This window comes from Mycolicibacterium sp. MU0053 (genome assembly GCF_963378095.1).
Lineage (GTDB): Bacteria > Actinomycetota > Actinomycetes > Mycobacteriales > Mycobacteriaceae > Mycobacterium > Mycobacterium burgundiense.
On record NZ_OY726397.1, the window covers coordinates 3,859,299 to 3,878,803 of the forward strand.

General features: G+C 69.3%; 19 protein-coding genes and 1 riboswitch. Of the genes, 6 read left to right on the forward strand and 13 right to left on the reverse strand.

The genetic code is table 11. The features are described from left to right. Nucleotides 1–2 precede the first annotated feature (2 nt). Genes RCP80_RS18260 through RCP80_RS18275 form a run of 4 tightly spaced genes read right to left on the reverse strand, consistent with a single transcriptional unit; the run spans nucleotide 3 to nucleotide 3,775 of the window. A complete protein-coding gene (locus RCP80_RS18260; protein WP_308479019.1) occupies nucleotides 3–866 on the reverse strand; it encodes a nitronate monooxygenase in 864 nt (287 codons plus the stop codon). Then, on the reverse strand, nucleotides 866–1,912 hold the full coding sequence (gene yhjD / locus RCP80_RS18265; RefSeq protein ID WP_308479020.1) for an inner membrane protein YhjD: 1,047 nt from the start codon (nucleotides 1,910–1,912) through the stop codon (nucleotides 866–868). Before yhjD ends, RCP80_RS18260 begins: the two co-directional genes overlap by 1 nt. A 16-nt stretch (nucleotides 1,913–1,928) precedes the next feature. Continuing rightward, nucleotides 1,929–2,957, reverse strand: a complete 1,029-nt coding sequence (trpS, locus tag RCP80_RS18270) for a tryptophan--tRNA ligase (RefSeq protein WP_308479021.1) — start codon at nucleotides 2,955–2,957, stop codon at nucleotides 1,929–1,931. Next, nucleotides 2,954–3,775: an exodeoxyribonuclease III gene (locus tag RCP80_RS18275; RefSeq protein WP_308479022.1), complete on the reverse strand. Its 822-nt coding sequence runs from the start codon at nucleotides 3,773–3,775 to the stop codon at nucleotides 2,954–2,956. The genes trpS and RCP80_RS18275 overlap by 4 nt, the downstream gene beginning before the upstream one ends. Nucleotides 3,776–3,863: 88 nt before the next feature. Between RCP80_RS18275 and RCP80_RS18280 the strand changes: the two genes are divergently transcribed. From RCP80_RS18280 to RCP80_RS18295, 4 genes are all read left to right on the forward strand, one after another. Beyond that, nucleotides 3,864–4,703, forward strand: coding sequence for an epoxide hydrolase EphH (locus RCP80_RS18280; protein WP_308479023.1), 840 nt, complete (start codon nucleotides 3,864–3,866; stop codon nucleotides 4,701–4,703). A 76-nt stretch (nucleotides 4,704–4,779) separates the two neighbouring features. Beyond that, a riboswitch (SAM riboswitch) is annotated at nucleotides 4,780–4,913 on the forward strand. A 151-nt stretch (nucleotides 4,914–5,064) separates the two neighbouring features. Further along, nucleotides 5,065–6,405: a bifunctional o-acetylhomoserine/o-acetylserine sulfhydrylase gene (locus RCP80_RS18285; RefSeq protein ID WP_308479024.1), complete on the forward strand. Its 1,341-nt coding sequence runs from the start codon at nucleotides 5,065–5,067 to the stop codon at nucleotides 6,403–6,405. 11 nt (nucleotides 6,406–6,416) lie between these two features. Then, the gene (metX, locus tag RCP80_RS18290; RefSeq protein ID WP_308479025.1) at nucleotides 6,417–7,547 is read left to right on the forward strand and encodes a homoserine O-acetyltransferase MetX; all 1,131 of its coding nucleotides are present in this window, start codon (nucleotides 6,417–6,419) and stop codon (nucleotides 7,545–7,547) included. Continuing rightward, on the forward strand, nucleotides 7,544–8,278 hold the full coding sequence (locus RCP80_RS18295; RefSeq protein ID WP_373693374.1) for a class I SAM-dependent methyltransferase: 735 nt from the start codon (nucleotides 7,544–7,546) through the stop codon (nucleotides 8,276–8,278). Before metX ends, RCP80_RS18295 begins: the two co-directional genes overlap by 4 nt. Nucleotides 8,279–8,283: 5 nt before the next feature. Here RCP80_RS18295 and RCP80_RS18300 read toward each other — a convergent pair whose 3' ends face one another. Genes RCP80_RS18300 through RCP80_RS18310 form a run of 3 tightly spaced genes read right to left on the reverse strand, consistent with a single transcriptional unit; the run spans nucleotide 8,284 to nucleotide 9,703 of the window. Then, nucleotides 8,284–8,520 (reverse strand): hypothetical protein, encoded by a 237-nt coding sequence (locus RCP80_RS18300; RefSeq protein WP_308479026.1) that lies wholly within the window; start codon nucleotides 8,518–8,520, stop codon nucleotides 8,284–8,286. Nucleotides 8,521–8,576: 56 nt separating this feature from the next. After that, nucleotides 8,577–8,858, reverse strand: a complete 282-nt coding sequence (locus RCP80_RS18305; protein WP_308479027.1) for a DUF3017 domain-containing protein — start codon at nucleotides 8,856–8,858, stop codon at nucleotides 8,577–8,579. Beyond that, entirely contained in the window at nucleotides 8,855–9,703 is an 849-nt protein-coding gene (locus tag RCP80_RS18310) for a bifunctional methylenetetrahydrofolate dehydrogenase/methenyltetrahydrofolate cyclohydrolase (protein WP_308479028.1), read from the reverse strand. Before RCP80_RS18310 ends, RCP80_RS18305 begins: the two co-directional genes overlap by 4 nt. A 62-nt stretch (nucleotides 9,704–9,765) precedes the next feature. Here RCP80_RS18310 and RCP80_RS18315 point away from each other — a divergent pair, with 62 nt between their 5' ends. Both RCP80_RS18315 and RCP80_RS18320 read left to right on the forward strand, forming a co-directional pair. Beyond that, the gene (locus RCP80_RS18315) at nucleotides 9,766–10,947 is read left to right on the forward strand and encodes an NADH:flavin oxidoreductase (protein ID WP_308479029.1); all 1,182 of its coding nucleotides are present in this window, start codon (nucleotides 9,766–9,768) and stop codon (nucleotides 10,945–10,947) included. Nucleotides 10,948–10,966: 19 nt separating this feature from the next. Further along, nucleotides 10,967–13,588, forward strand: coding sequence for an ATP-binding cassette domain-containing protein (locus tag RCP80_RS18320; protein ID WP_308479030.1), 2,622 nt, complete (start codon nucleotides 10,967–10,969; stop codon nucleotides 13,586–13,588). A gap of 60 nt (nucleotides 13,589–13,648) precedes the next feature. Here RCP80_RS18320 and RCP80_RS18325 read toward each other — a convergent pair whose 3' ends face one another. The 6 genes from RCP80_RS18325 to RCP80_RS18350 form a co-directional block, all read right to left on the reverse strand. Beyond that, a complete protein-coding gene (locus RCP80_RS18325) occupies nucleotides 13,649–14,512 on the reverse strand; it encodes an endonuclease domain-containing protein (RefSeq protein WP_308479031.1) in 864 nt (287 codons plus the stop codon). Nucleotides 14,513–14,616: 104 nt separating this feature from the next. Further along, entirely contained in the window at nucleotides 14,617–15,165 is a 549-nt protein-coding gene (locus tag RCP80_RS18330) for a pentapeptide repeat-containing protein (RefSeq protein ID WP_308479032.1), read from the reverse strand. Continuing rightward, nucleotides 15,162–15,740: a GTP-binding protein gene (locus RCP80_RS18335; protein WP_308479033.1), complete on the reverse strand. Its 579-nt coding sequence runs from the start codon at nucleotides 15,738–15,740 to the stop codon at nucleotides 15,162–15,164. Before RCP80_RS18335 ends, RCP80_RS18330 begins: the two co-directional genes overlap by 4 nt. Further along, a complete protein-coding gene (locus RCP80_RS18340; RefSeq protein ID WP_308479034.1) occupies nucleotides 15,721–16,092 on the reverse strand; it encodes a DUF742 domain-containing protein in 372 nt (123 codons plus the stop codon). Before RCP80_RS18340 ends, RCP80_RS18335 begins: the two co-directional genes overlap by 20 nt. A 13-nt stretch (nucleotides 16,093–16,105) precedes the next feature. Further along, on the reverse strand, nucleotides 16,106–16,525 hold the full coding sequence (locus tag RCP80_RS18345; RefSeq protein ID WP_308479035.1) for a roadblock/LC7 domain-containing protein: 420 nt from the start codon (nucleotides 16,523–16,525) through the stop codon (nucleotides 16,106–16,108). Next, entirely contained in the window at nucleotides 16,522–19,446 is a 2,925-nt protein-coding gene (locus RCP80_RS18350; RefSeq protein WP_308482916.1) for a sensor histidine kinase, read from the reverse strand. Before RCP80_RS18350 ends, RCP80_RS18345 begins: the two co-directional genes overlap by 4 nt. Nucleotides 19,447–19,505: the final 59 nt, after the last annotated feature.

Here is a 19,505-nt window from a genome sequence, read left to right on the forward strand (position 1 = left end):
CTCTATTCGGCGGGGCCCCAGTTGCGCAGCAGCGCCTCGGCGCCCTCGCACAGCGCGCCCACCACGGCGGCCGCCGGGGCCGGGCGGCGCACCGATCCCACGCCCTGCCCGGCGTTGACCGGCGATCCGCGCAGTACCCGCTCGGGAAGGTGTGGGGGCCAACGGTATCCGGCGGCGATGTCGTACTGCCGGGTCAACTCGGTGGCGTCGCCCGCAGCGGTAAGCAGCGCTTCGCGCGCGGAGGCCGACGTCAACGCCTCGGCGCAGGCCGCGAAGGCGGTGCCCACCCACGCCCCCGCTGCGCCGGCCGCCAGCACCGCGGCCACCGCGCGCGGTGTCGCGATTCCGCCCGCGGCCAGCACCGGCGCGTCGACGACGTCGAGCACCTCGGCCAGCAGCGGCAGGGTGCCCACCGCCGGCTCGCCGTGCCCGCCGCCCTCGGCGCCGCGCGCCACGACGACGTCCACGCCGGCGGCCACGGCGTCGCGGGCACCGGCGACGGTGGCCACCTGGCTCGCCGTCGGAACCCCGGCCGCCTGGGCCGCCCGCACCCAGGTCCAGTCATCGCCGAAACTGACGCACAGCAACGTGGGCCGCGCGGCCAGCGCGACCTCGAGCAGTTCCGGTTCGGCCGCCATCACCCAGTGCACCAACCCGATGCCGAACGGCCGGTCCAGCCCGTCGAGCTGGGCCACCTCGGCGCGCAGCGACGCGGCCGTCGCCGAGCTGCCCATCCCGATCATGCCGAGCCCGCCGGCGCGCGAGACCGCCGCGGCCAGCCGGCCGCCGGCCGCACCTCCCATCGGGGCGTTGACAATCGGCGCGTCCAGACCAAGCGCCCGCGACCAGGGCGTCGCCAGCGCCATCAGCGCTCCGGCTTACGCTGCAGCAGCCGCGAAAGCCCCAGCGCGCCAAAGGCTCCCACGACGGCGGCCAGCGCCGCCTGCTCGGGACCCAGACCCTTGCGGGTGATCACCCGGCTGTTGATCACGGCCGGGGCCGGCGCCGGGATCACGTCTTCGGTGAGGTTTTCCTTGGCGGTCGCCGCCCAGGCCGTCGCGAACAGCACCAGCCGGGCCGTGATGTAGGCGAACACCATGAGGCCCAGCACCGGACCGAACGTCGCGCCGGCCGGGCCGGTGACCACCGACTTGAGGTAGATCGAGGCCACCTGCTTGAAGATCTCGAAACCGACGGCGGCGATCAGGCCGGCCCGGACGCTGCTACGCAAAGTGGCCGATTCGCGCGGCAACCGGGCGATGATCCAGGTGAACAACATCCACGACACGACCAGCGCCAGCAGCGTCGAGGCGATCCACAGCACCGGGCCCAGCACGGTGGCGTCGTGAATGCCCAACCAGCCCAGCACGTTCTCCATCACCGAGGCGTTACCCAACGTGGTCAACGCGACGGTGATGACGATGGCCACGAACGCCGACAGCAGCGCCGCCAGGTCCGAGAGCTTGGTCCGCAGGAACCCCGGGCGCTCCCCCCGGTACAGACCCCACATCTGCGACAGCGCCTCGCGCAGATTTGCCATCCAGCCCAACCCCGCCCAGGCCGCGGTCGCCAGGCCGATCACGCCGACCGAGGTGCGCGAGGAGATGGCCGAATCCATCAGGTCGATGAGTTGCCCGCCGAGATCACCGCTGACCGTTTGGCGAATGGTGTTCTCGACCTGCTCCAGCAGATCCGGTCGGCTGGCCAACACGAAGCCGCCCGCGGCGAATCCGATCATGATCAACGGAAACAGCGCGAAGATCGTGAAATAAGTGATGCCGGCGGCGTAGAAGTCGCCCTTGCTGTCGTTGTAGCGCTGCTGCGCGCGCATCACGTGGTCGAACCAGGGCAGCCGAGCGCGTAGGCGATCGAGGATTCCGGGCTTGGCGTCCGATTCGGCCGGCTCGGTCATAGCCTGTGTCCTATTCCTACGACGGTTGCGGAAGAAAGCCCAGCCGCTCGTATACCCGGTTCAGCGTGTTTGCAGACACTTCCCGCGCCCGGTCCGCACCGGCGGCCAGGACGGACTCCAATTCGGCTGGATCGGCCAGTAATTCGTCCACCCGGGTCTTGATCGGGCCGACGAACTCCACCACGGCCTCGGCGGTGTCCTTCTTCAGGTCGCCGTAGCCGCGGCCGTCGTAGCCACGCACGAGCGCGTCGATGTCGGCGCCCGTCACCGCCGACTGGATGGTCAGCAGGTTGGACACCCCGGGCTTGGCGTCGGGATCGAACCGGATCTCCCGGTCGCTGTCGGTGACGGCCGAACGGATCTTCTTGGCGGTCTTGGCCGGATCGTCGAGCAGGGCGACGAGCCCGGCCTCGGTGGCCGCGGACTTGCTCATCTTCGCCGTCGGATCCTGCAGGTCGTAGATCTTGGCGGTGGCCTTCGGGATCAGCGCCTCGGGCACCACGAACGTGTCGGGGAACCGCGCATTGAAGCGCTGGGCCACGTCCCGGGTGAGCTCGAGATGCTGGCGCTGATCCTCGCCGACCGGAACCAGATCGGTGTCGTAGAGCAGGATGTCGGCGGCCATCAACACCGGGTAGGTGAACAGCCCCACGGTGGTGGCGTCGCTGCCGTGCCGGGCCGACTTGTCCTTGAACTGCGTCATCCGAGACGCCTGCCCGAAACCGGTGAAACACCCCAGCGCCCAAGCCAACTGGGCGTGGGCGGGCACGTGACTCTGAACGAAGATGGCGCTGCGCGCGGGATCGATGCCCAACGCCAGATACTGCGCGGCGGTCACCAGCGTACGGCGCCGCAGCACCTCCGGCTCGAGCTCCTGGGGCACGGTGATGGCGTGCAGGTCGACCACGCAGAAGAAGGCCTCGAACTCGTCCTGCATTCCCACCCATTGGTTGATCGCGCCCAGCGCGTTGCCGAGGTGCAGGGAATCGGAGGTGGGTTGGACGCCGGAGAACACCACTCGGCGGGCCGCGCTGCTGTCGCTCATGATGCGGCCATCTTTTCATCCGCGAATTCGACGGTCACCGGCGCGTGGTCCGACCAGCGCAGCGCGTAGGCGGCCGGCCGCTCGGTGCCGGCGGTCACGGCCCGGGCGGCCAGCGCGGGGGTGACCAGGTGGTAGTCGATGCGCCAGCCGGCGTCGTTGTCGAACGCCTTGCCGCGCCAGGACCACCAGCTGTACGGACCGGGCCCCTCGGGATGCAGCGCGCGCACGACGTCGACCCAGCCCGTGGCCAGCAGATCGGTGACCCACTGCCGTTCCTCGGGCAGGAATCCCGACTTCTTCAGGTTGCCCTTCCAGTTCTTGATGTCGTTCTCGGTGTGGGCGACGTTCCAGTCCCCGCACAGCAGCGCGTCCCGGCCGGTCGCGCGCAGTTGGGCCATCCGGTGGGCGATCGCGGTCATGAAGCGTTCCTTCTCCAGCTGGCGGTCGGTCTGGGCCTCGCCGGTCGGCACGTACAGGCTCGCGACGGTCAGGCCCGCGGTGTCGACTTCGAGGTAGCGGCCGTGCAACGCGAATTCGTCGGCGCCACAGCCGATGCGCACCTCGTCGAAGGGGGTGCGGGACAGCACGGCGACGCCGTTGCGGCCCTTGAGATGCGGGTCCGCCGACGCCAGGTGCCAGCCGTCGGCGATGGCCGGGGCCAGCGCTTCGGCCAGTTGCTCATCGTCCGCGCGCGTCTCCTGCAGGCAGATCACGTCCGCGCGGGTTTCCTTCAACCAGGCCAGCAAACCAAGATTGTCGGTTGAGCGCTGCTTGACGGCGGCCCGGATGCCGTTGACGTTGACGGTCGTGACGATCACGAGGCCCCACCCTAACCAACGCGTCGGACGCCGCCCGGCCGCAGGCGAGCCGGTACCGGGGGTACCGGATAGTTGCTAAAGTCGGGTCATGACGTTCCGTCGCGCCCCCATTCATCTGGGCACCGGTGAACCGGTCCTGATGCTGCATCCGTTCCTGTGCTCGCAGCAGGTCTGGTCCACGGTCGGGCAGAAGCTCGCCGAGACCGGGCGCTACGAGGTCTTCGCCCCGACGATGGTCGGCCACCACGGCGGACCCGACGCCGGGACGTGGTTCTTGAACACCGAACTGCTCGCCGATCACGTCGAACGACAACTCGACGAACTGGGCTGGGACACCGCCCACATCGTGGGTAATTCGCTGGGCGGCTGGGTCGCGTTCGAGCTGGAACGACGCGGCCGGGCCCGCACCCTGACCGGCATCGCCCCGGCCGGCGGCTGGACGCAGTGGTCACCGGTCAAGTTCGAGACCGTGGCGAAGTTCATTGCCGGCGGTCCGGTCCTGCTGGCCGCGCGCCTGCTGGGGCCCCGGATCCTTCGGCTGCCCTTCGCCCGCCGGGTGGCCACGCTGGCGGTCAGCGGTCCCGCCGACGGGCCCACCGACGCCGACCTGGTGGACCTCGTCGCGGACGCCACGCACTGCCGCGCCTACTTCGCGCTGCTGGTCAAGACCCTGATGTTGCCGGGACTGCTGGAGCTTTCCGAGATCGAGGTCCCGACCCACCTGGTGGTCTGCGAGAAGGACCGGGTCTTCCCCGCCGTGCGCGGCCACCGGCACTTCCTCGACAATCTGCCCCCCACCTCGCGCACCACCCGCCTCGACGGGGTCGGACACATCCCGATGCTGGAGGCTCCGGACCTCGTCGCGGACCTGCTGATCGCCTTCCTCGACGAGCACTCCGCGCCGGGCCCCGAACAGCGCCGGGCCTGACCCCACCGGACGTTTCGCGGGTGGCTGAAGCGTGCCTGCTGGCCGACACTCGGTCGGTTGGGATATTCTGCGTATCGGTCATGAGTGCCAGCAACAAGCCCCGGCTTGCTGGCCGGCAACCCTCCAACCGCGGTGGGGTGCCCCGGGTGATGACCAGGTTGAGTAGTCACTGGACCAACCATCCAGTGGGTTACACGGCAAGCGCGGGTCCGGTACGCGGGCCCCAAGAGTAGACAGGGAAACCTGATGCGGCCCGATATGTGTCACTGCTGCTGAACCGACGCGCACCCGTGCGCGTCGATCCGTCGTGCCAGCGCCGACGGACAAGCATCCGAGACCAGCTACCGAAGGACACCACCCCATGAGCAACAAAACCGATGATCACAGCGCCTCCTGGTCGTTCGAGACCAAGCAGGTCCACGCCGGCCAGACGCCCGATGCCGCCACCAATGCGCGGGCCCTGCCGATCTACGCGACCACCTCCTACACGTTCGACAGCACCGACCACGCCGCGGCCCTGTTCAGCCTGGCCGAACCCGGCAACATCTACACCCGGATCATGAACCCGACGACCGATGTCGTCGAGCAGCGCGTCGCGGCCCTCGAGGGCGGCGTCGCGGCGCTGTTCCTGGCATCGGGTCAGGCCGCCTCGACCATCTCGATCCTCAACATCGCCGCGGCCGGCGATCACGTCGTGTCCTCCCCGCGCCTGTACGGCGGCACCTATAACCTCTTCCAGCACTCGCTGCCGAAGCTCGGTGTCGAGGTCACCTTCGTCGAGAATCCCGATGATCCGGAGTCCTGGCGGGCGGCGGTGCGGCCCAACACCAAGGCCTTCTTCGCCGAGACCATCTCCAACCCGCAGATCGACATCCTCGACATCCCCGCGGTCTCGGCGGTGGCCCACGACAACGGCGTGCCGTTGATCGTGGACAACACCATCGCCACGCCGTACCTGATCCAACCGCTGGCGCTCGGCGCCGACATCGTCGTGCATTCGGCCACCAAGTACCTCGGCGGCCACGGCACCGCGATCGCCGGGGTGCTCGTCGACGGCGGCACCTTCGACTGGACCAGCGGACGATTCCCCGGGTTCACGACGCCGGACCCCAGCTACCACGGTGTGGTGTTCGCCGAACTCGGCGCACCGGCCTACGCGCTGAAGGCCCGGGTGCAGTTGCTGCGCGACCTCGGCTCGGCCGCCTCCCCGTTCAACGCCTTCCTGGTGGCGCAGGGCCTGGAAACGCTGAGCCTGCGGATGGAACGCCACGTGGAGAATGCGCAATGCGTCGCCAAGTACCTGGCCGACCACGAGGGCGTCACCAGCGTCAACTACGCCGGACTGCCGGATTCACCCTGGTATGACCTCGGAAAGAAGCTGGCGCCCAGGGGCACCGGCGCGGTGCTGGCCTTCGAGTTGGCCGGCGGAGTCGCCGCCGGCAAGGCATTCGTCGACGCGCTCACCTTGCACAGCCACGTCGCCAACATCGGCGACGTGCGGTCGCTGGTGATCCATCCGGCCTCCACCACGCATCAGCAGCTCTCGCCCGAGGAGCAGCTCAGCAGCGGGGTCACCCCGGGCCTGGTGCGCCTGGCGGTCGGCATCGAGGGCATCGACGACATCCTGGCCGACCTCGAGCGTGGCTTCGCCGCCGCCGGAGCCGTGGGGCACCCGGACCCCCAAGCCGTGGCGGCGTTTTGAGTGAGCCGGACATGACCATCTCCGAAGAGCGCGTATTCGCGCACGCCGTCCTGCCCCCCGAGGGTGAGACCGCGATCGTCAACATCGGTGCACTCGAGCTGGAAAGCGGTGTGGTGCTCGACGACGTCAGCATCGCCGTCCAGCGCTGGGGCGAGCTGTCCCCGGCTCGCGACAACGTCGTCATGGTGCTGCATGCGCTCACCGGCGATTCGCACATCACCGGCCCGGCCGGACCGGGGCACCCGACCCCGGGCTGGTGGGACGGCATCGCCGGGCCGGGCGCGCCGATCGACACCGACCGCTGGTGCGCGGTGGCGACCAATGTGCTGGGCGGCTGCCGCGGTTCGACCGGACCGAGTTCGCGCAAGCGCGATGGATTGCCATGGGGCTCACGCTTTCCGGTGATCACCATCCGCGACCAGGTCAACGCCGACATCGCCGCGCTGGCCGCCCTCGGCATCACCGAGGTCGCCACCGTGATGGGCGGCTCGATGGGCGGTGCCCGAGCGCTGGAATGGATTGTCGGACATCCCGATACGGTGCGCACCGGGCTGGTGCTGGCGGTCGGCGCGCGCGCCACGGCCGATCAGATCGGCACCCAGAGCACTCAGATCGCGGCCATCAAGGCCGACCCGGACTGGCAGGGTGGCGACTACTACGAGACCGGCCGCAGCCCGGATGCCGGGCTGCAGATCGCGCGCAGGTTCGCACACCTGACCTACCGTGGCGAGGTCGAGCTGGACACCCGGTTCGGCAACATCGCGCAGGGCGACGAGGACCCGCTGACCGGCGGTCGGTACGCGGTGGAGAGCTATCTGGAGTATCAGGGCGCCAAGCTGCGCGCCCGGTTCGACGCCGGCAGCTATGTGACACTCTCCGACGCGCTCTCGAGCCACGACGTGGGTCGTGGACGCGGCGGGGTGGCCGCGGCGCTGCGGTCCTGTTCGGTCCCCACGGTGGTGGGCGGCATCACCTCCGACCGGCTCTATCCGCTGCGGTTGCAGCAGGAGCTGGCCGATCTGCTGCCCGGCTGCGAGGGGCTCAACGTGGTCGAGTCGATCAGCGGCCACGACGGATTCCTGGTCGAGATGGAACCCATCGGCGCCCTGATCCGGCAGACGCTGGAATTGGCGTCCCGGTGATCGCGCAAGACCCCGCACGGTCGCTGTCCTTCGGTTCGGAGGCCGCCGCCTACGAGCGGGGCCGCCCGTCGTATCCCCCGGACGCCATCGATTGGCTGCTGCCGCCGGGCGCGCGCGATGTGCTCGACCTCGGCGCCGGCACCGGCAAGCTGACCACCCGGCTGGTGGAACGCGGACTGAACGTGGTGGCGGTCGACCCGATCGCGGAGATGCTCGAGGTGCTCAGCAATGCGCTGCCCGAGACCCCGGCGCTGCTCGGCACGGCCGAGGAGATTCCGCTGCCGGACAACAGCGTCGACGCCGTCCTCGTCGCACAGGCCTGGCACTGGGTCGACCCGGCGCGCGCCATCCCCGAGGTGGCCCGGGTGCTGCGGCCCGGCGGTCGGCTGGGCCTGGTGTGGAACACCCGCGACGAGCGGCTGGGCTGGGTCAAGGATCTCGGGGCCATCATCGGCCCCGAACACGACCCGTTCAGCCAGTCGGTGCCGCTGCCGGAACCGTTCCGCGACGTGCAGCGCCATCAGGTGGAGTGGACCAACTACCTGACGCCGCAGGCGGTGGTGGACCTGGTGGCCTCCCGCAGCTACTGCATCACCTCACCGGCACGGGTGCGCACCCAGACGCTGGATCGGGTCCGCGAACTGCTGGCCACCCACCCGGCACTGGCGAACTCCACCGGCGTCGCCCTGCCGTACGTGACGGTGTGTATCCGGGCGACGCTGGCGGGTTGACCAATCTAGCCGCCCCGGCCCCGCTTTGCATCGATCTGATTGAGCAGCATTCCGAACCCGTTGGCGCGCAACGAAATCCGTAGCTGCTTGCTGGGATCGTGGCCATCGAGCCAGCGCCACAACACCTGCTGCTGCCGCAGCGCGGACTGCGATTCCGCGTGCAGGATACGAAGCAAAGTGGCCAACGTGGCCGGCGACTCGCCCCCGGATAGATCCGTCGAACTATCTAATAGTGCCCCCATGGGGGCATCTTAGTGACCCCGACCGCCGCCGCACCGCCGGATTCTCTGTGGATCGACTAAGACGTTCCGAGCGGATCGATGGTCGAGGCCGCGTACATCACCACCGTCGCCACCGAAGCGGTGGTGACGAAATCGATGCCCTTGGTGCGCACTCCGAGCAGGCCGGCGCGATCCTCGCTGAGCAGGAGCCGCAACCCGGCGGCCACCGCCACCCCGACCCCGATGAGCAGCGCGCCGCGGCGCCAGAAGCCGGCGGCCACCAGCACGAAGGCGATCGCGAACGTCGCGACCACCGTCAGGATCGGCCATTGGTCGCGCAGCGCCGACCGCAGCGTCATTGCCGCGACTCGGCGCGTTCGACCACGTTGGTCAGCAGGAACGCGCGGGTCAGCGGCCCGACACCGCCCGGATTCGGCGAGACGTGCCCGGCCACGTCCCAGACGCCGGGATGCACGTCGCCGGTAAGCTTGCCGTCGACCCGACTCACGCCGACGTCGACCACCGCCGCACCCGGACGGACCATGTCCGCGGTCACCAGGTGCGGCACCCCGACCGCCGCGATGATGATGTCGGCCTGCCGTGTCAGTGCGGGCAGGTCACGAGTTCCGGTGTGGCACAACGTCACTGTCGCGTTCTCCGAACGACGGGTCAACAGCAGACCCAGCGGTCGGCCCACGGTCACGCCGCGGCCGATCACCACGACGTGCGCGCCGGCGAGTTCGACGTCGTAGCGGCGCAGCAGGTGCACGATGCCGCGTGGGGTGCACGGCAGCGGCGCCTGCTTGCCCAGCACCAGCCGGCCGAGGTTGGTGGGGTGTAACCCGTCGGCGTCCTTGTCCGGGTCGACCCGTTCCAGCGCGGCGTTCTCGTCCAGGTGCTTGGGCAGCGGCAACTGCACGATGTAGCCCGTGCACTCCGGGTTGGCGTTGAGCTCGTCGATGGTGTCCTCGAGTTGCGCCGCGGTGCTGTCGGCGGGCAGATCGCGGCGCAACGAGGTGATGCCGACCTTCGCGCAGTCGGCGTGTTTGCCGCGCACATAGGCCTGCGACCCGGGGTCGTCACCGACCAGGATGGTGCCCAGCCCCGGGGTGATCCCGGCCTGCGCCAACTTCGCCACCCGCTCCTTGAGGTCGACGAAGATTTCGTCGCGCGTGGCCTTACCGTCCAGAACTGTTGCACCCACCTCGACATTGTTGCATCGAGGTCCTTTGACAGAGCCGGACACCGCGGTGTTGAGTTCGTTAGGTGAACACCAGCCCAGATGTGTTCAGTCCGGCCCGACTCGGCCCGCTGACGCTGCGCAACCGCATCATCAAGGCGGCCACCTTCGAGGCAGCCTCCCCGGATGCCCTGGTGACCGACGACCTGATCAACTACCACCGCCGGCCGGCGGCCGGCGGCGTCGGGATGACCACGGTGGCCTACTGCGCGGTGGCCCCCGGCGGCCGCACCGACGGCTGGCAGATCTGGATGCGCCCCGAGGCCGTCCCGGGCCTGCGCAAGCTCGCCGAGGCCGTGCACGCCGAGGGTGCGGCGATCAGCGCGCAGATCGGCCACGCGGGTCCGGTGGCCAACGCGAGGACCAACAAGGCGCAGGCGCTGGCGCCGGTGCGGTTCTTCAACCCGCTGTCGATGCGGTTCGCCAAGAAGGCGACCGTCGAGGACATCCGCGAGGTCACCGAGGCCCACGCCAATGCGGCCCGGCTGGCGATCGACGCCGGTTTCGACGCCGTCGAGATCCACCTGGGCCACAACTATCTGGCGAGTTCGTTCCTGAGTCCGCTGATCAACCGCCGCACCGACGAGTTCGGCGGTTCGCTGGAAAACCGCGCCAAGGTGGCCCGCGGTGTCGTCCAGGCGGTGCGCCGCGCGGTCGGCGATCAGATCGCGGTCATCGCCAAGCTCAACATGTCCGACGGCGTACGCGGCGGCATCCCCATCGAGGAGTCACTGCAGACCGCGAAATGGCTGGAGTCCGACGGCGGCCTGGACGCCCTGCAACTCACCGCCGGCAGCTCGCTGGTCAACCCGATGTACCTGTTCCGCGGCGACGCCCCGGTCAAGGAATTCTCCAAGGTGTTCAAGCCGCCCATCAGCTGGGGCATGCGGATGACCGGCAAGAAGTTCCTGCGCGAGTACCCGTACCACGAGGCGTATCTGCTGCGCGACGCCAGTAAGTTCCGGGCCGAGCTGACCCTGCCGTTGATCCTGTTGGGCGGCATCACCAACCGCGAATCGATGGACCGGGCCATGGCCGCCGGCTTCGAGTTCGTCGCGATGGGCCGGGCGCTGCTGGCCGAGCCGGACCTGCTGCACCGTATTCAGGCCGACAGCAGCGTGAAATCGGTGTGTACGCACTGCAATCTGTGCATGCCGACGATTTACAGCCACACCCACTGCGTGCTGACCGGCGCGCCGGACCGGTAGGCCGTTACAGTTGGACCCGATGACTGGACCAGTGGCACCCGCGCTGACCGTTCGGTACGACGGGTCCCAGCGGACCTTCGCAGCGGGCAATGATGTGGTGATAGGCCGCGATCTGCGCGCCGACGTGCGTATCGCGCATCCGTTGATCTCGCGGGCGCACCTGATCCTGCGGATCGAGCGGGGCCGTTGGCAGGCGATCGACAACGGCTCCCTCAACGGCATGTACCTCAACGGTCGTCGGGTGCCGGCCGCCGACGTCTCCGATGGCATGGCGCTCAACATCGGCAACCCGGACGGACCCCTGCTGAGTTTCGAGCTGGGCCGCAACACCGGGGCGGTGGGCATGCCGCCGCAGACCGCGGCGGTGCCGGTGGCCCGCCCGCCACAGGGCAGCGGTCCCATCGGCTACCCCAGCCAACCCATGTACCCGACCGGCGGCGGCGGTTACTCGACCGGCTACCGGACCGGCACACCGCCCGGCACGCCGCCGCCGCGGCCGCCGTATCCGACCGCGTCCCGCCCGCAGCCGGCGTACCCGACCAGCGGCAGCTACCCCACCGGATATCCGCCCAGTGCGTCGCGACCGGTCCAGCAGCAGCCGCAGTCGGGCAACATGCCCACCCAGATGGGTCCCGCCGCGGCGGTGCCCAAGAGCGGCGACGGCAACCTCGCGACCAGCATGCTCAAGATCCTGCGGCCGGGCCGGACGCCGGAAGCACCGGCCGGTGCCATCAAGATCGGCCGCGCCACCGACAACGACATCGTCATCCCGGACGTACTGGCGTCGCGCCACCACGCGACGCTGGTGCCGGGCGTCGGCGGTACCGAGATCGTCGACAACCGCAGCATCAACGGCACCTTCGTCAACGGTCTGCGCGTCGAGTCGGCCCAGCTGAACGACGGCGACGTCGTCACGATCGGCAACGTCGACCTGGTCTTCACCGGCGGCACGCTCGCGCGCCGCTCGGAGACCGAGGCCGCCACCCGCACCGGCGGCCTGGAGGTCCGCGGCCTGACGTGGACCATCGAGAACAACAAGACGCTGCTGAACAACATCTCGATCGACGCCCGCCCCGGCACGCTGACCGCGGTGATCGGGCCCTCGGGCGCGGGTAAGTCGACGTTCGCCAAGCAGGTGGCCGGACTGACCCACCCGACCAGCGGCACGGTGACGTTCGAAGGGCACGACATCCACGCCGAGTACGCCTCGCTGCGGTCCCGGATCGGGATGGTCCCGCAGGACGACGTGGTGCACGGCCAGCTGACCGTCGATCAGGCCCTGATGTATGCCGCGGAACTGCGGCTGCCGCCGGACACCAGCGAGGCGGACCGCGCGCAGGTGGTCGCGCAGGTGCTCGAGGAGCTGGAGATGACCCAGCATCGCGAGACCCGGGTGGACAAGCTCTCCGGCGGTCAGCGCAAGCGCGCGTCGGTGGCCCTCGAATTGCTCACCGGCCCTTCGCTGCTGATCCTCGACGAGCCGACCTCGGGCCTGGACCCCGCGCTGGACCGCCAGGTGATGACGATGCTGCGGCAGCTGGCGGACGCCGGCCGCGTGGTGCTGGTGGTCACCCACTCGCTGACCTACCTCGACGTCTGCGATCAGGTGCTGTTGCTGGCCCCGGGCGGCAAGACCGCGTTCTACGGCCCGCCCAGTCAGATCGGTCCGGAGATGGGGACCACCAACTGGGCCGACATCTTCAGCGCCGTCGCCGGCGATCCCGACGACGCGCATCAACGCTTCCGGCAGCGCTCGGCCCCGCCCCCGGCGCAACCGGCCGCGGCCAGCGCGCCCACGGATCTGGGCAAGCCCGCGAAAACCAGTCTGCTGCGGCAGTTCTCCACGATCGCGCGTCGACAGATGCGGCTGATCATCGCCGACCGCGGTTATTTCGCGTTCCTGGCGCTGCTGCCCTTCATCATGGGGGTGCTGTCGCTGTCGGTGCCCGGCGAGGTCGGATTCGGGGTCCCCGACCCGTTCGGCGAGGCCCCGAACGAACCGGGGCAGATTCTGGTGTTGCTCAACGTCGGGGCCATCTTCATGGGCACCGCGTTGACCATCCGCGACCTGATCGGCGAACGGGCGATCTTCCGCCGGGAGCAGGCGGTCGGACTGTCCACCACCGCTTATCTTTTGGCCAAGGTCTGCGTGTACGCGGTGTTCGCGATCGTGCAGTCGACGATCGTCACCGCCATCACGATCATGGGCAAGGGCGCGCCGACGCAGGGCTCGGTGGGGCTCGGCAATCCGACGCTGGACCTGTTCGTGGTGATGGGTGCGACGACGGTGACCTCGGCGATGGTGGGCCTGGCGCTCTCGGCGCTGGCCCGCACCAGCGAGCAGATCATGCCGCTGCTGGTGGTCGCGGTCATGAGCCAGCTGGTGTTCTCCGGCGGCATGATCCCGGTGACCGACCGGCTGGGGCTCGACCAGCTGTCCTGGATCACCCCGGCGCGGTGGGGCTTCGCGGCGTCGGCCTCCACGGTGGATCTGATCCACCTGGTGCCCGGTCCGCTGACGCCCAAGGATGGGCACTGGGAGCACACCTCGTCGGCCTGGTGGCTCGACATGGCCATGCTGGGCGGGCTGTGCGTGGCCTATCTGACCTTCGTGCGGTGGAAGATCCGGCTCAAGGGCTGAGGTTTTCCGCGCCGAAAGTCGGGTTGTTGTACGCGTTTCGCGAGTGACCCCGCGAACAAGTCAACTCTCGGCACACCAGCCGGCGGCCCGTAGCGCTTCGCGGGCGCGTCGCACCACCCCGGGCTCGTCGAACTCGAGGTGGCGCGCCGAAACCCGCACGATCCGCCAGCCGAGGCCAGCGAGGAACTCGAGCCGGTCGATGTCGGCGGCGTAGTGATTCGCGTCGGTCCAATGCTGTTCACCGTCGTACTCCACAGCGACCTTCCAGTCGGGCCACCCGAGGTCGAGGCGACGCACAATCCGACCGGCCGCGTTGCGGATCGGTATCTGCGTCACCGGCCGCGGCAACCCGCCGCGGACGAGCGCCAATCGCACGCGGGTCTCCTGCGGAGATTCGGCTCCCCCGTCGACGAGTTCGAGCACCTCCCGGAGCTGTCGGATGCTGCGGGCTCCCGGATACCTGGCGGCCAGCGTCGCCACCGCGGGGACGCCGATCGCCGTGGCGTTCAGCAGGGCGTCCACCCGTATCACGGCCTCGTCCAGTGGGAGTCGGCGACCGATGTCGAATGCCGTGCGCGGGGCCGTCGTACAGCTGACGCCGCCCAGCAGTTGCACCTCGTCGTCCGCGACGGTGTCCCGGTGGATGCTGATGCCGGCCGGCGCCCCGTGCTGGGCGCGCACCAACTCGGCCGGCGCCTTGCGGGGCACCCACTTGCTGCCCAGCAGCGCGGCGGCCGATAACCCAGCCACTGTGGCCGCGCGGTTCGACCACAGCCACGCCGCGATCGCTCGATCCCTCGGAGTCAATTGGGCGTCACGCGGCGCATACACGTTGCGGTGCACTTTCGTGTAGCGCCGGGCCAGATCGCGGCGGGCCAGCGCGCCCGACGCCAACGCCTCGGTCGCCAAGATCAGTCTGGGCACGCGCAGATCGTGCGGGAATCCGCGGAATCCCGGTATTCACCCCTGTTGGCAATCGCCGAAAGTCGGGTTGTTGTACGCGTTTCGCGAGTGGCCCCGCGAACAAGTCAACTCTCGGCGAGGTTGAGCCCGTGGGCCGCGGCGAACGCCAGGGCCTGGGGGACGTCGATCCTGGCCCCGCGCAGCGCCGCGGTGGTCCACAGCGTCGCATCGATGCGCGCGCCGCGCAGGTCCGCCTCCTGCAGTCGGGTGCCCTGGGTGCGCGCCCCCGACAGGTCGGCCCCGCGTAGCACCGCCTTGCGCAGATCGGCGTCCACCAGCGACACCTCCCGCAACCGGCAGCCGCTGAGGTCGACGCCGCGCAGATCGGCGCCCCCGAGCACCGCCAGCGAGAAGTCGACCTCGTCGAAGACGGCTGGGCGCAACCGGCAATTCGTGAACACCGACCCCATCAGGCTGCAGTGCCGAAAGGTGCTGTGCCACAGCGTCGCCCGTTCGAAACGGCAGTTCCGGAAGGCCGATCCGGAGTGCGTGGACTCGGCCAGGTTCACGCCGCTGAAATCGCAGTTGTCGAACACCACGCGCTCGGTGGTCAGTCCCGCGAGGTCCTCATCGCGGAAGTCGTGCTCGCTGAACTCGCGGTCCGACCAGTTCACCCCGCAGCCGTCAGGGACTCCAGCGCGTACTCGCTGACGGTGATCAACGCGTTCTTGGCGGACTCACGATCGCGCGCGTCCACGGTGATCACCGGGATGTCCTCGGACAGCGCCAACGCCTGGCGCACCTCGTCGACCGGGAAGCGCTGCGCGTCCTGGAACTCGTTGACGGCGATGATGAAGGGAATCTTGCGGTTCTCGAAGAAGTCCACCGCGGCGAAGCTGTCCTCCAACCGCCGGGTGTCGACCAGCACGATGGCCCCGATCGCCCCGTGGACCAGGTCGTCCCACATGAACCAGAATCGGCGCTGGCCCGGGGTGCCGAACAGGTACAACACCAGGTTTTCGTCGAGGGTGATCCGGCCGAAGTCCATCGCCACGGTCGTGGTCGCCTTGCTCGGAGTGGCCTCGAGGCCGTCCACGCCGGAGGACGCGGTGGTCACCATCGCTTCGGTACGCAGCGGCATGATCTCGGAGACCGAGCCCACGAACGTGGTCTTGCCGACACCGAAGCCGCCTGCGATGACGATCTTGGTCGATGCAGCATCACGCCTCTCAGAGTGCGCGTAGGCCACGGAGGGTCCTTCCTATCAGTTCGCGTCGTTCATCGTGTGTCGAGCGGTCGGAGAGAGTCGCCTGCACTTGAAGGTATCCCGAGGTCACGAGATCACCGACCAGGACACGGGCCACTCCGAGTGGAACGTCCAGCAGCGCTGAGATTTCGGCCACAGAAGGACTTTTCGTGCAGAGCTGGATGATCCGCCCGCGCATGTCGTTGGGCGGCCAGCGATGGAACAGCGCCGATTCCAACGTGCGCACCGGGGCCTCCAGCGACAGCGCCACGGTGGTGTCGGTACGGCCCGCGGTCAGCATGTAGGGACGCACCAGGCTCGCTTCGTGCGCTGCCGACCGTTCGAACATATTCATTCCAGTTCTTCGATCAACTGTGTTGGGGCGCGCGGCGGCGGGTGGACTGCACAGTGCTTCCCACCCGTTCCACCAGGATCGCCATCTCGTATCCGACCTGGCCGATGTCGCAGGACTTGGAGGCCAGCGTGGCCAGCTGCGACCCGTCGCCGACCTGCATGATCAGGACGTAGCCGTGATCCATCTCCACGACCGACTGCAGCACCCGGCCGCCGTCGAAAAGCTGTGCCGCACCGGCGGACAGGCTGGCCAGTCCGGAGGTGACGGCGGCAAGCTGGTCGGCCCGCTCGGGTGGTAGATGCTCGCTGGCCGCGATCAACAATCCGTCGACCGACACCAGGACGGCGTGGGCGACACCGGGGACATCACGGGCGAACTTCGAGACCAACCAATCGAGCGGGTTCTCGTGCTGCGAACCTTGCGCATAGCTCATTGCTCATCGAGTCCTTGAGTTGTGTTGCGGGCGTGCGAGCGTGCCGCGCGCACGCCGCCGAAATGATTACTCATCGAGGCGCGGATCGCCTGGGGATCGCGCTCCGGCTGACTGTCGTTCGAATCTGGCTCGTCCTCCGTGTTTTCGGCATTCTCCTGCAACTCGCCTTCCGCCACCGGCGGGGTGGCTCCACCCGGGATCAGCCGAGCACCCGGCGCACGCACCGGCAAGCCGTGATCGGTGCGCTCCTCGACGGGCACCTGCTCGGCCTCGGCGGCCGCCGCCCAGCCGTTGTCCCACACCGATTTCCAGTCCTGTGGCACTGCGAGCTGTTGCACCTCGGCCGGATCCAGCAGTTCCGTGACCATGTTCTGGTAGATCAGGTCGACGGAGCCCACCGGGATCGGGCCCGACTGCGGCGCGATCTCCTCGGCCAGCCGGTCCATATCGGTCAGGTCGATGTCGTCCTCGGCGACCGGCACCGGCCCGGTGTCCTCGAGCACCTCGTCGGGAGCTTCTTCGGAAGCCTCCTCGACCGGCTCAGCGGGCGGCTCCTCGACCGGCTCGGCGGGCGGCGCCGGCTGCTCCTCCGGTTCCTGCTGGCGGGCCCGACGACGCGAGGCGAAAAAGCCCGAGGTGTTCGACGGCAGCTCCGCCGCCGGTTCCGCGGCGGACTCGTCCGACCACCACTCGTCGGCTGCGCCGGTGTCCTGGCCCGCACCCACCTCGGTGAACAGCCGATCCCCCGGTGTGGCGATGGCACTGGAGCCGGGGTTGCGCCGCGGCAGCACCGAGACCGAGGAATCGCTGACCGCGGGCTCGCTGTCGGGTTCGTAGCGGATATCGAAGTCGACGTCGGGCGGCGCCGGCTCGTCCGCGACCGGTTCGTCGTGGGCCGGGGTCTCGGCCGCCGGCTCGACGACCTCGGGCTCGACGACCTCGGGCTCGGCAACCTCGGGCTCGTCCGCATAGGGCTCCGGCGGGTAGGACTCGGCGTAGCCCTCCAACAGGGTGGGCGGCAGGTAGACCTGCGCGATGGTGCCGGCGCCCGTCGCCCCCGGCAGCAGCCGCACCGTCATGCCGTGCTGGCGCGCCAACCGGCCCACCACGAACAGTCCCATGTGCCGGGTGTTGTCCGGAGTCACCTCGCCGCCGGCGTTCAGCCGCATATTGGCGATGCGAAGGTCGGCATCGGTCATCCCGAGGCCGGTGTCGTTGATGTCGATCAGCACGCCGGACTCGCTGGTCTGCACCGCTGTCACGCGCACTTGGGCGGTCGGCGGCGAATACCGCAGCGCGTTGTCGATCAGCTCCGCGAGCAGGTGCACCGCGTCGCCGGCCGCGGCCCCGATCAACGAGCAGTCCGGGACCATGCCGGTTTCCACCCGCTGATAGTCCTCGACCTCGCTGGCCGCGGCGTTGATCAGCGAACTCAGCGGCACCGGCTGGCCCTGTTCGCGCCCGGCCGGTGCACCGGCGAGGACCAGCAGATTTGCTCCGTTGCGTCGCATCCGGGTGGCCAGGTGGTCCAGCCGGAACAGACTGTCGAGGCGCTCCGGATCCTCCTCGTTGCGTTCCAACCGGTCGATCAGCGACAGCTGTTGGTCGACCAGCGACTTGTTGCGCCGGGACAGCGTCTCGAACATGTCGTTGACCATCACCCGCAGCCGCGCCTCGTCGCCGGCCAGCAGCAGCGCCTGGGTATGCAGTTCGTCGACGGCGTGGGCGACCTGTCCCACTTCCTCGGTGGTGTAGATCGGCAACGGATCGGGTTCCCGCTCGTCGCCGGCCTTGACGCGTTCCACGCCGGCGGCGAGGTCCTCGTGGGCGATCTTCAAGGCGCCGTCGCGAAGCCGTCGCAACGGACGGATCAACGATCGCGCGACGCCCCACACGATCAGCATCGCCAACAGGATCGCGAGGATCACCACGACGGCGTCTCTGATGGCCGCGTTGCGCTGCGCGGTGGCGGCCTCGTCGACGGTGGCCAGCAGCTCCGGCGTGACGCCCTCGATGACGTCCCGGGCGATCGCATCGGTGGTGTCCAACGAGGCCAGCATCCGCGCGCTGCCGACCACGGGCACCGCCGGATCGGCCATCATCGACAGCCGCAGCACCATCTGGGCGCGCAACTCGGAAGCCTCCGAGGAACTGTTGCCCAGCAGCGCGGACACCCCGGTGACGTTCGACGGCTCGGTGCCGGCCAGCGCGATCATCGAGGACCGCACATACGGCTCGGGCAATTCGGCACCGCGTTCGACCAGCAGCCGCTGGATCATCATCTGCCCGTGGGTCCCCACGGCGCGGGCCAAACCGTCGGCCTGGCGGCGCACGGATTCGTCGTCGACCCGCACGGACCCGGTGATGGCGGTCTCGGCGGTGAGCAACAGCGGCGCGAACGCGGTCACCCGCTCGGGCAGTTCGGCCGCATTCGGCCCGGCCTCGGAGACAAGCTCCTGGCCCTGGTCGGTCAGGGTGGTGACGGCCTCCCGAACCTCGGCGATGGTGTCATCGTTGACCCCCGCCAAGAGCTCGGAGCGACGAGTTTCGAACGCGGTCTGAACCTCAGTGGAGCCGGCCTTGGACGGCAGGGTGAACAGGGCGTCTTCGAGGGCGGCCATGTAATCGGCGATCGCCGGCACCAACTCGGCCCGGTCGGCGGCCACGCGCAGATCGCGCGCCTCGGCGAAGCTGGAGTAAATCCGGAGTCCGCCGAACACCGCGGCCAGCACCAGCGGCAGCAGCGCGATCGCCACGACCTTCCAGCGCACCGGCCAGTTCGTCGGAGACCAGCGCCGCGGCCGGATCGCCGGTTCGGGCTCGGCCACCGCCCCGGCCTCGGCCGGCGGGAAGGGGTCGGCCGGTGACGTGTTGAGGTCTGGCCCCAGGGGTTCGTTGAACGCCGGGGGCTTGTCGAACATCGTCACCGGGCGGTTCCCCCTGCCGCTGCCGGGCTCGCCGCACTCGCGATCGCACCGCT

Bases quoted from the DNA above. Each gene is read 5' to 3' on its own strand.
- RCP80_RS18260 (WP_308479019.1), bottom strand. From the start codon at position 866: ATGGCGCTGGCGACGCCCTGGTCGCGGGCGCTTGGTCTGGACGCGCCG.
- yhjD (WP_308479020.1), bottom strand. From the start codon at position 1,912: ATGACCGAGCCGGCCGAATCGGACGCCAAGCCCGGAATCCTCGATCGC.
- trpS (WP_308479021.1), bottom strand. From the start codon at position 2,957: ATGAGCGACAGCAGCGCGGCCCGCCGAGTGGTGTTCTCCGGCGTCCAA.
- RCP80_RS18280 (WP_308479023.1), top strand. From the start codon at position 3,864: ATGACGTTCCGTCGCGCCCCCATTCATCTGGGCACCGGTGAACCGGTC.
- RCP80_RS18285 (WP_308479024.1), top strand. From the start codon at position 5,065: ATGAGCAACAAAACCGATGATCACAGCGCCTCCTGGTCGTTCGAGACC.
- metX (WP_308479025.1), top strand. From the start codon at position 6,417: ATGACCATCTCCGAAGAGCGCGTATTCGCGCACGCCGTCCTGCCCCCC.
- RCP80_RS18300 (WP_308479026.1), bottom strand. From the start codon at position 8,520: ATGGGGGCACTATTAGATAGTTCGACGGATCTATCCGGGGGCGAGTCG.
- RCP80_RS18305 (WP_308479027.1), bottom strand. From the start codon at position 8,858: ATGACGCTGCGGTCGGCGCTGCGCGACCAATGGCCGATCCTGACGGTG.
- RCP80_RS18320 (WP_308479030.1), top strand. From the start codon at position 10,967: ATGACTGGACCAGTGGCACCCGCGCTGACCGTTCGGTACGACGGGTCC.
- RCP80_RS18340 (WP_308479034.1), bottom strand. From the start codon at position 16,092: ATGAATATGTTCGAACGGTCGGCAGCGCACGAAGCGAGCCTGGTGCGT.
- RCP80_RS18345 (WP_308479035.1), bottom strand. From the start codon at position 16,525: ATGAGCTATGCGCAAGGTTCGCAGCACGAGAACCCGCTCGATTGGTTG.
- RCP80_RS18350 (WP_308482916.1), bottom strand. From the start codon at position 19,446: ATGTTCGACAAGCCCCCGGCGTTCAACGAACCCCTGGGGCCAGACCTC.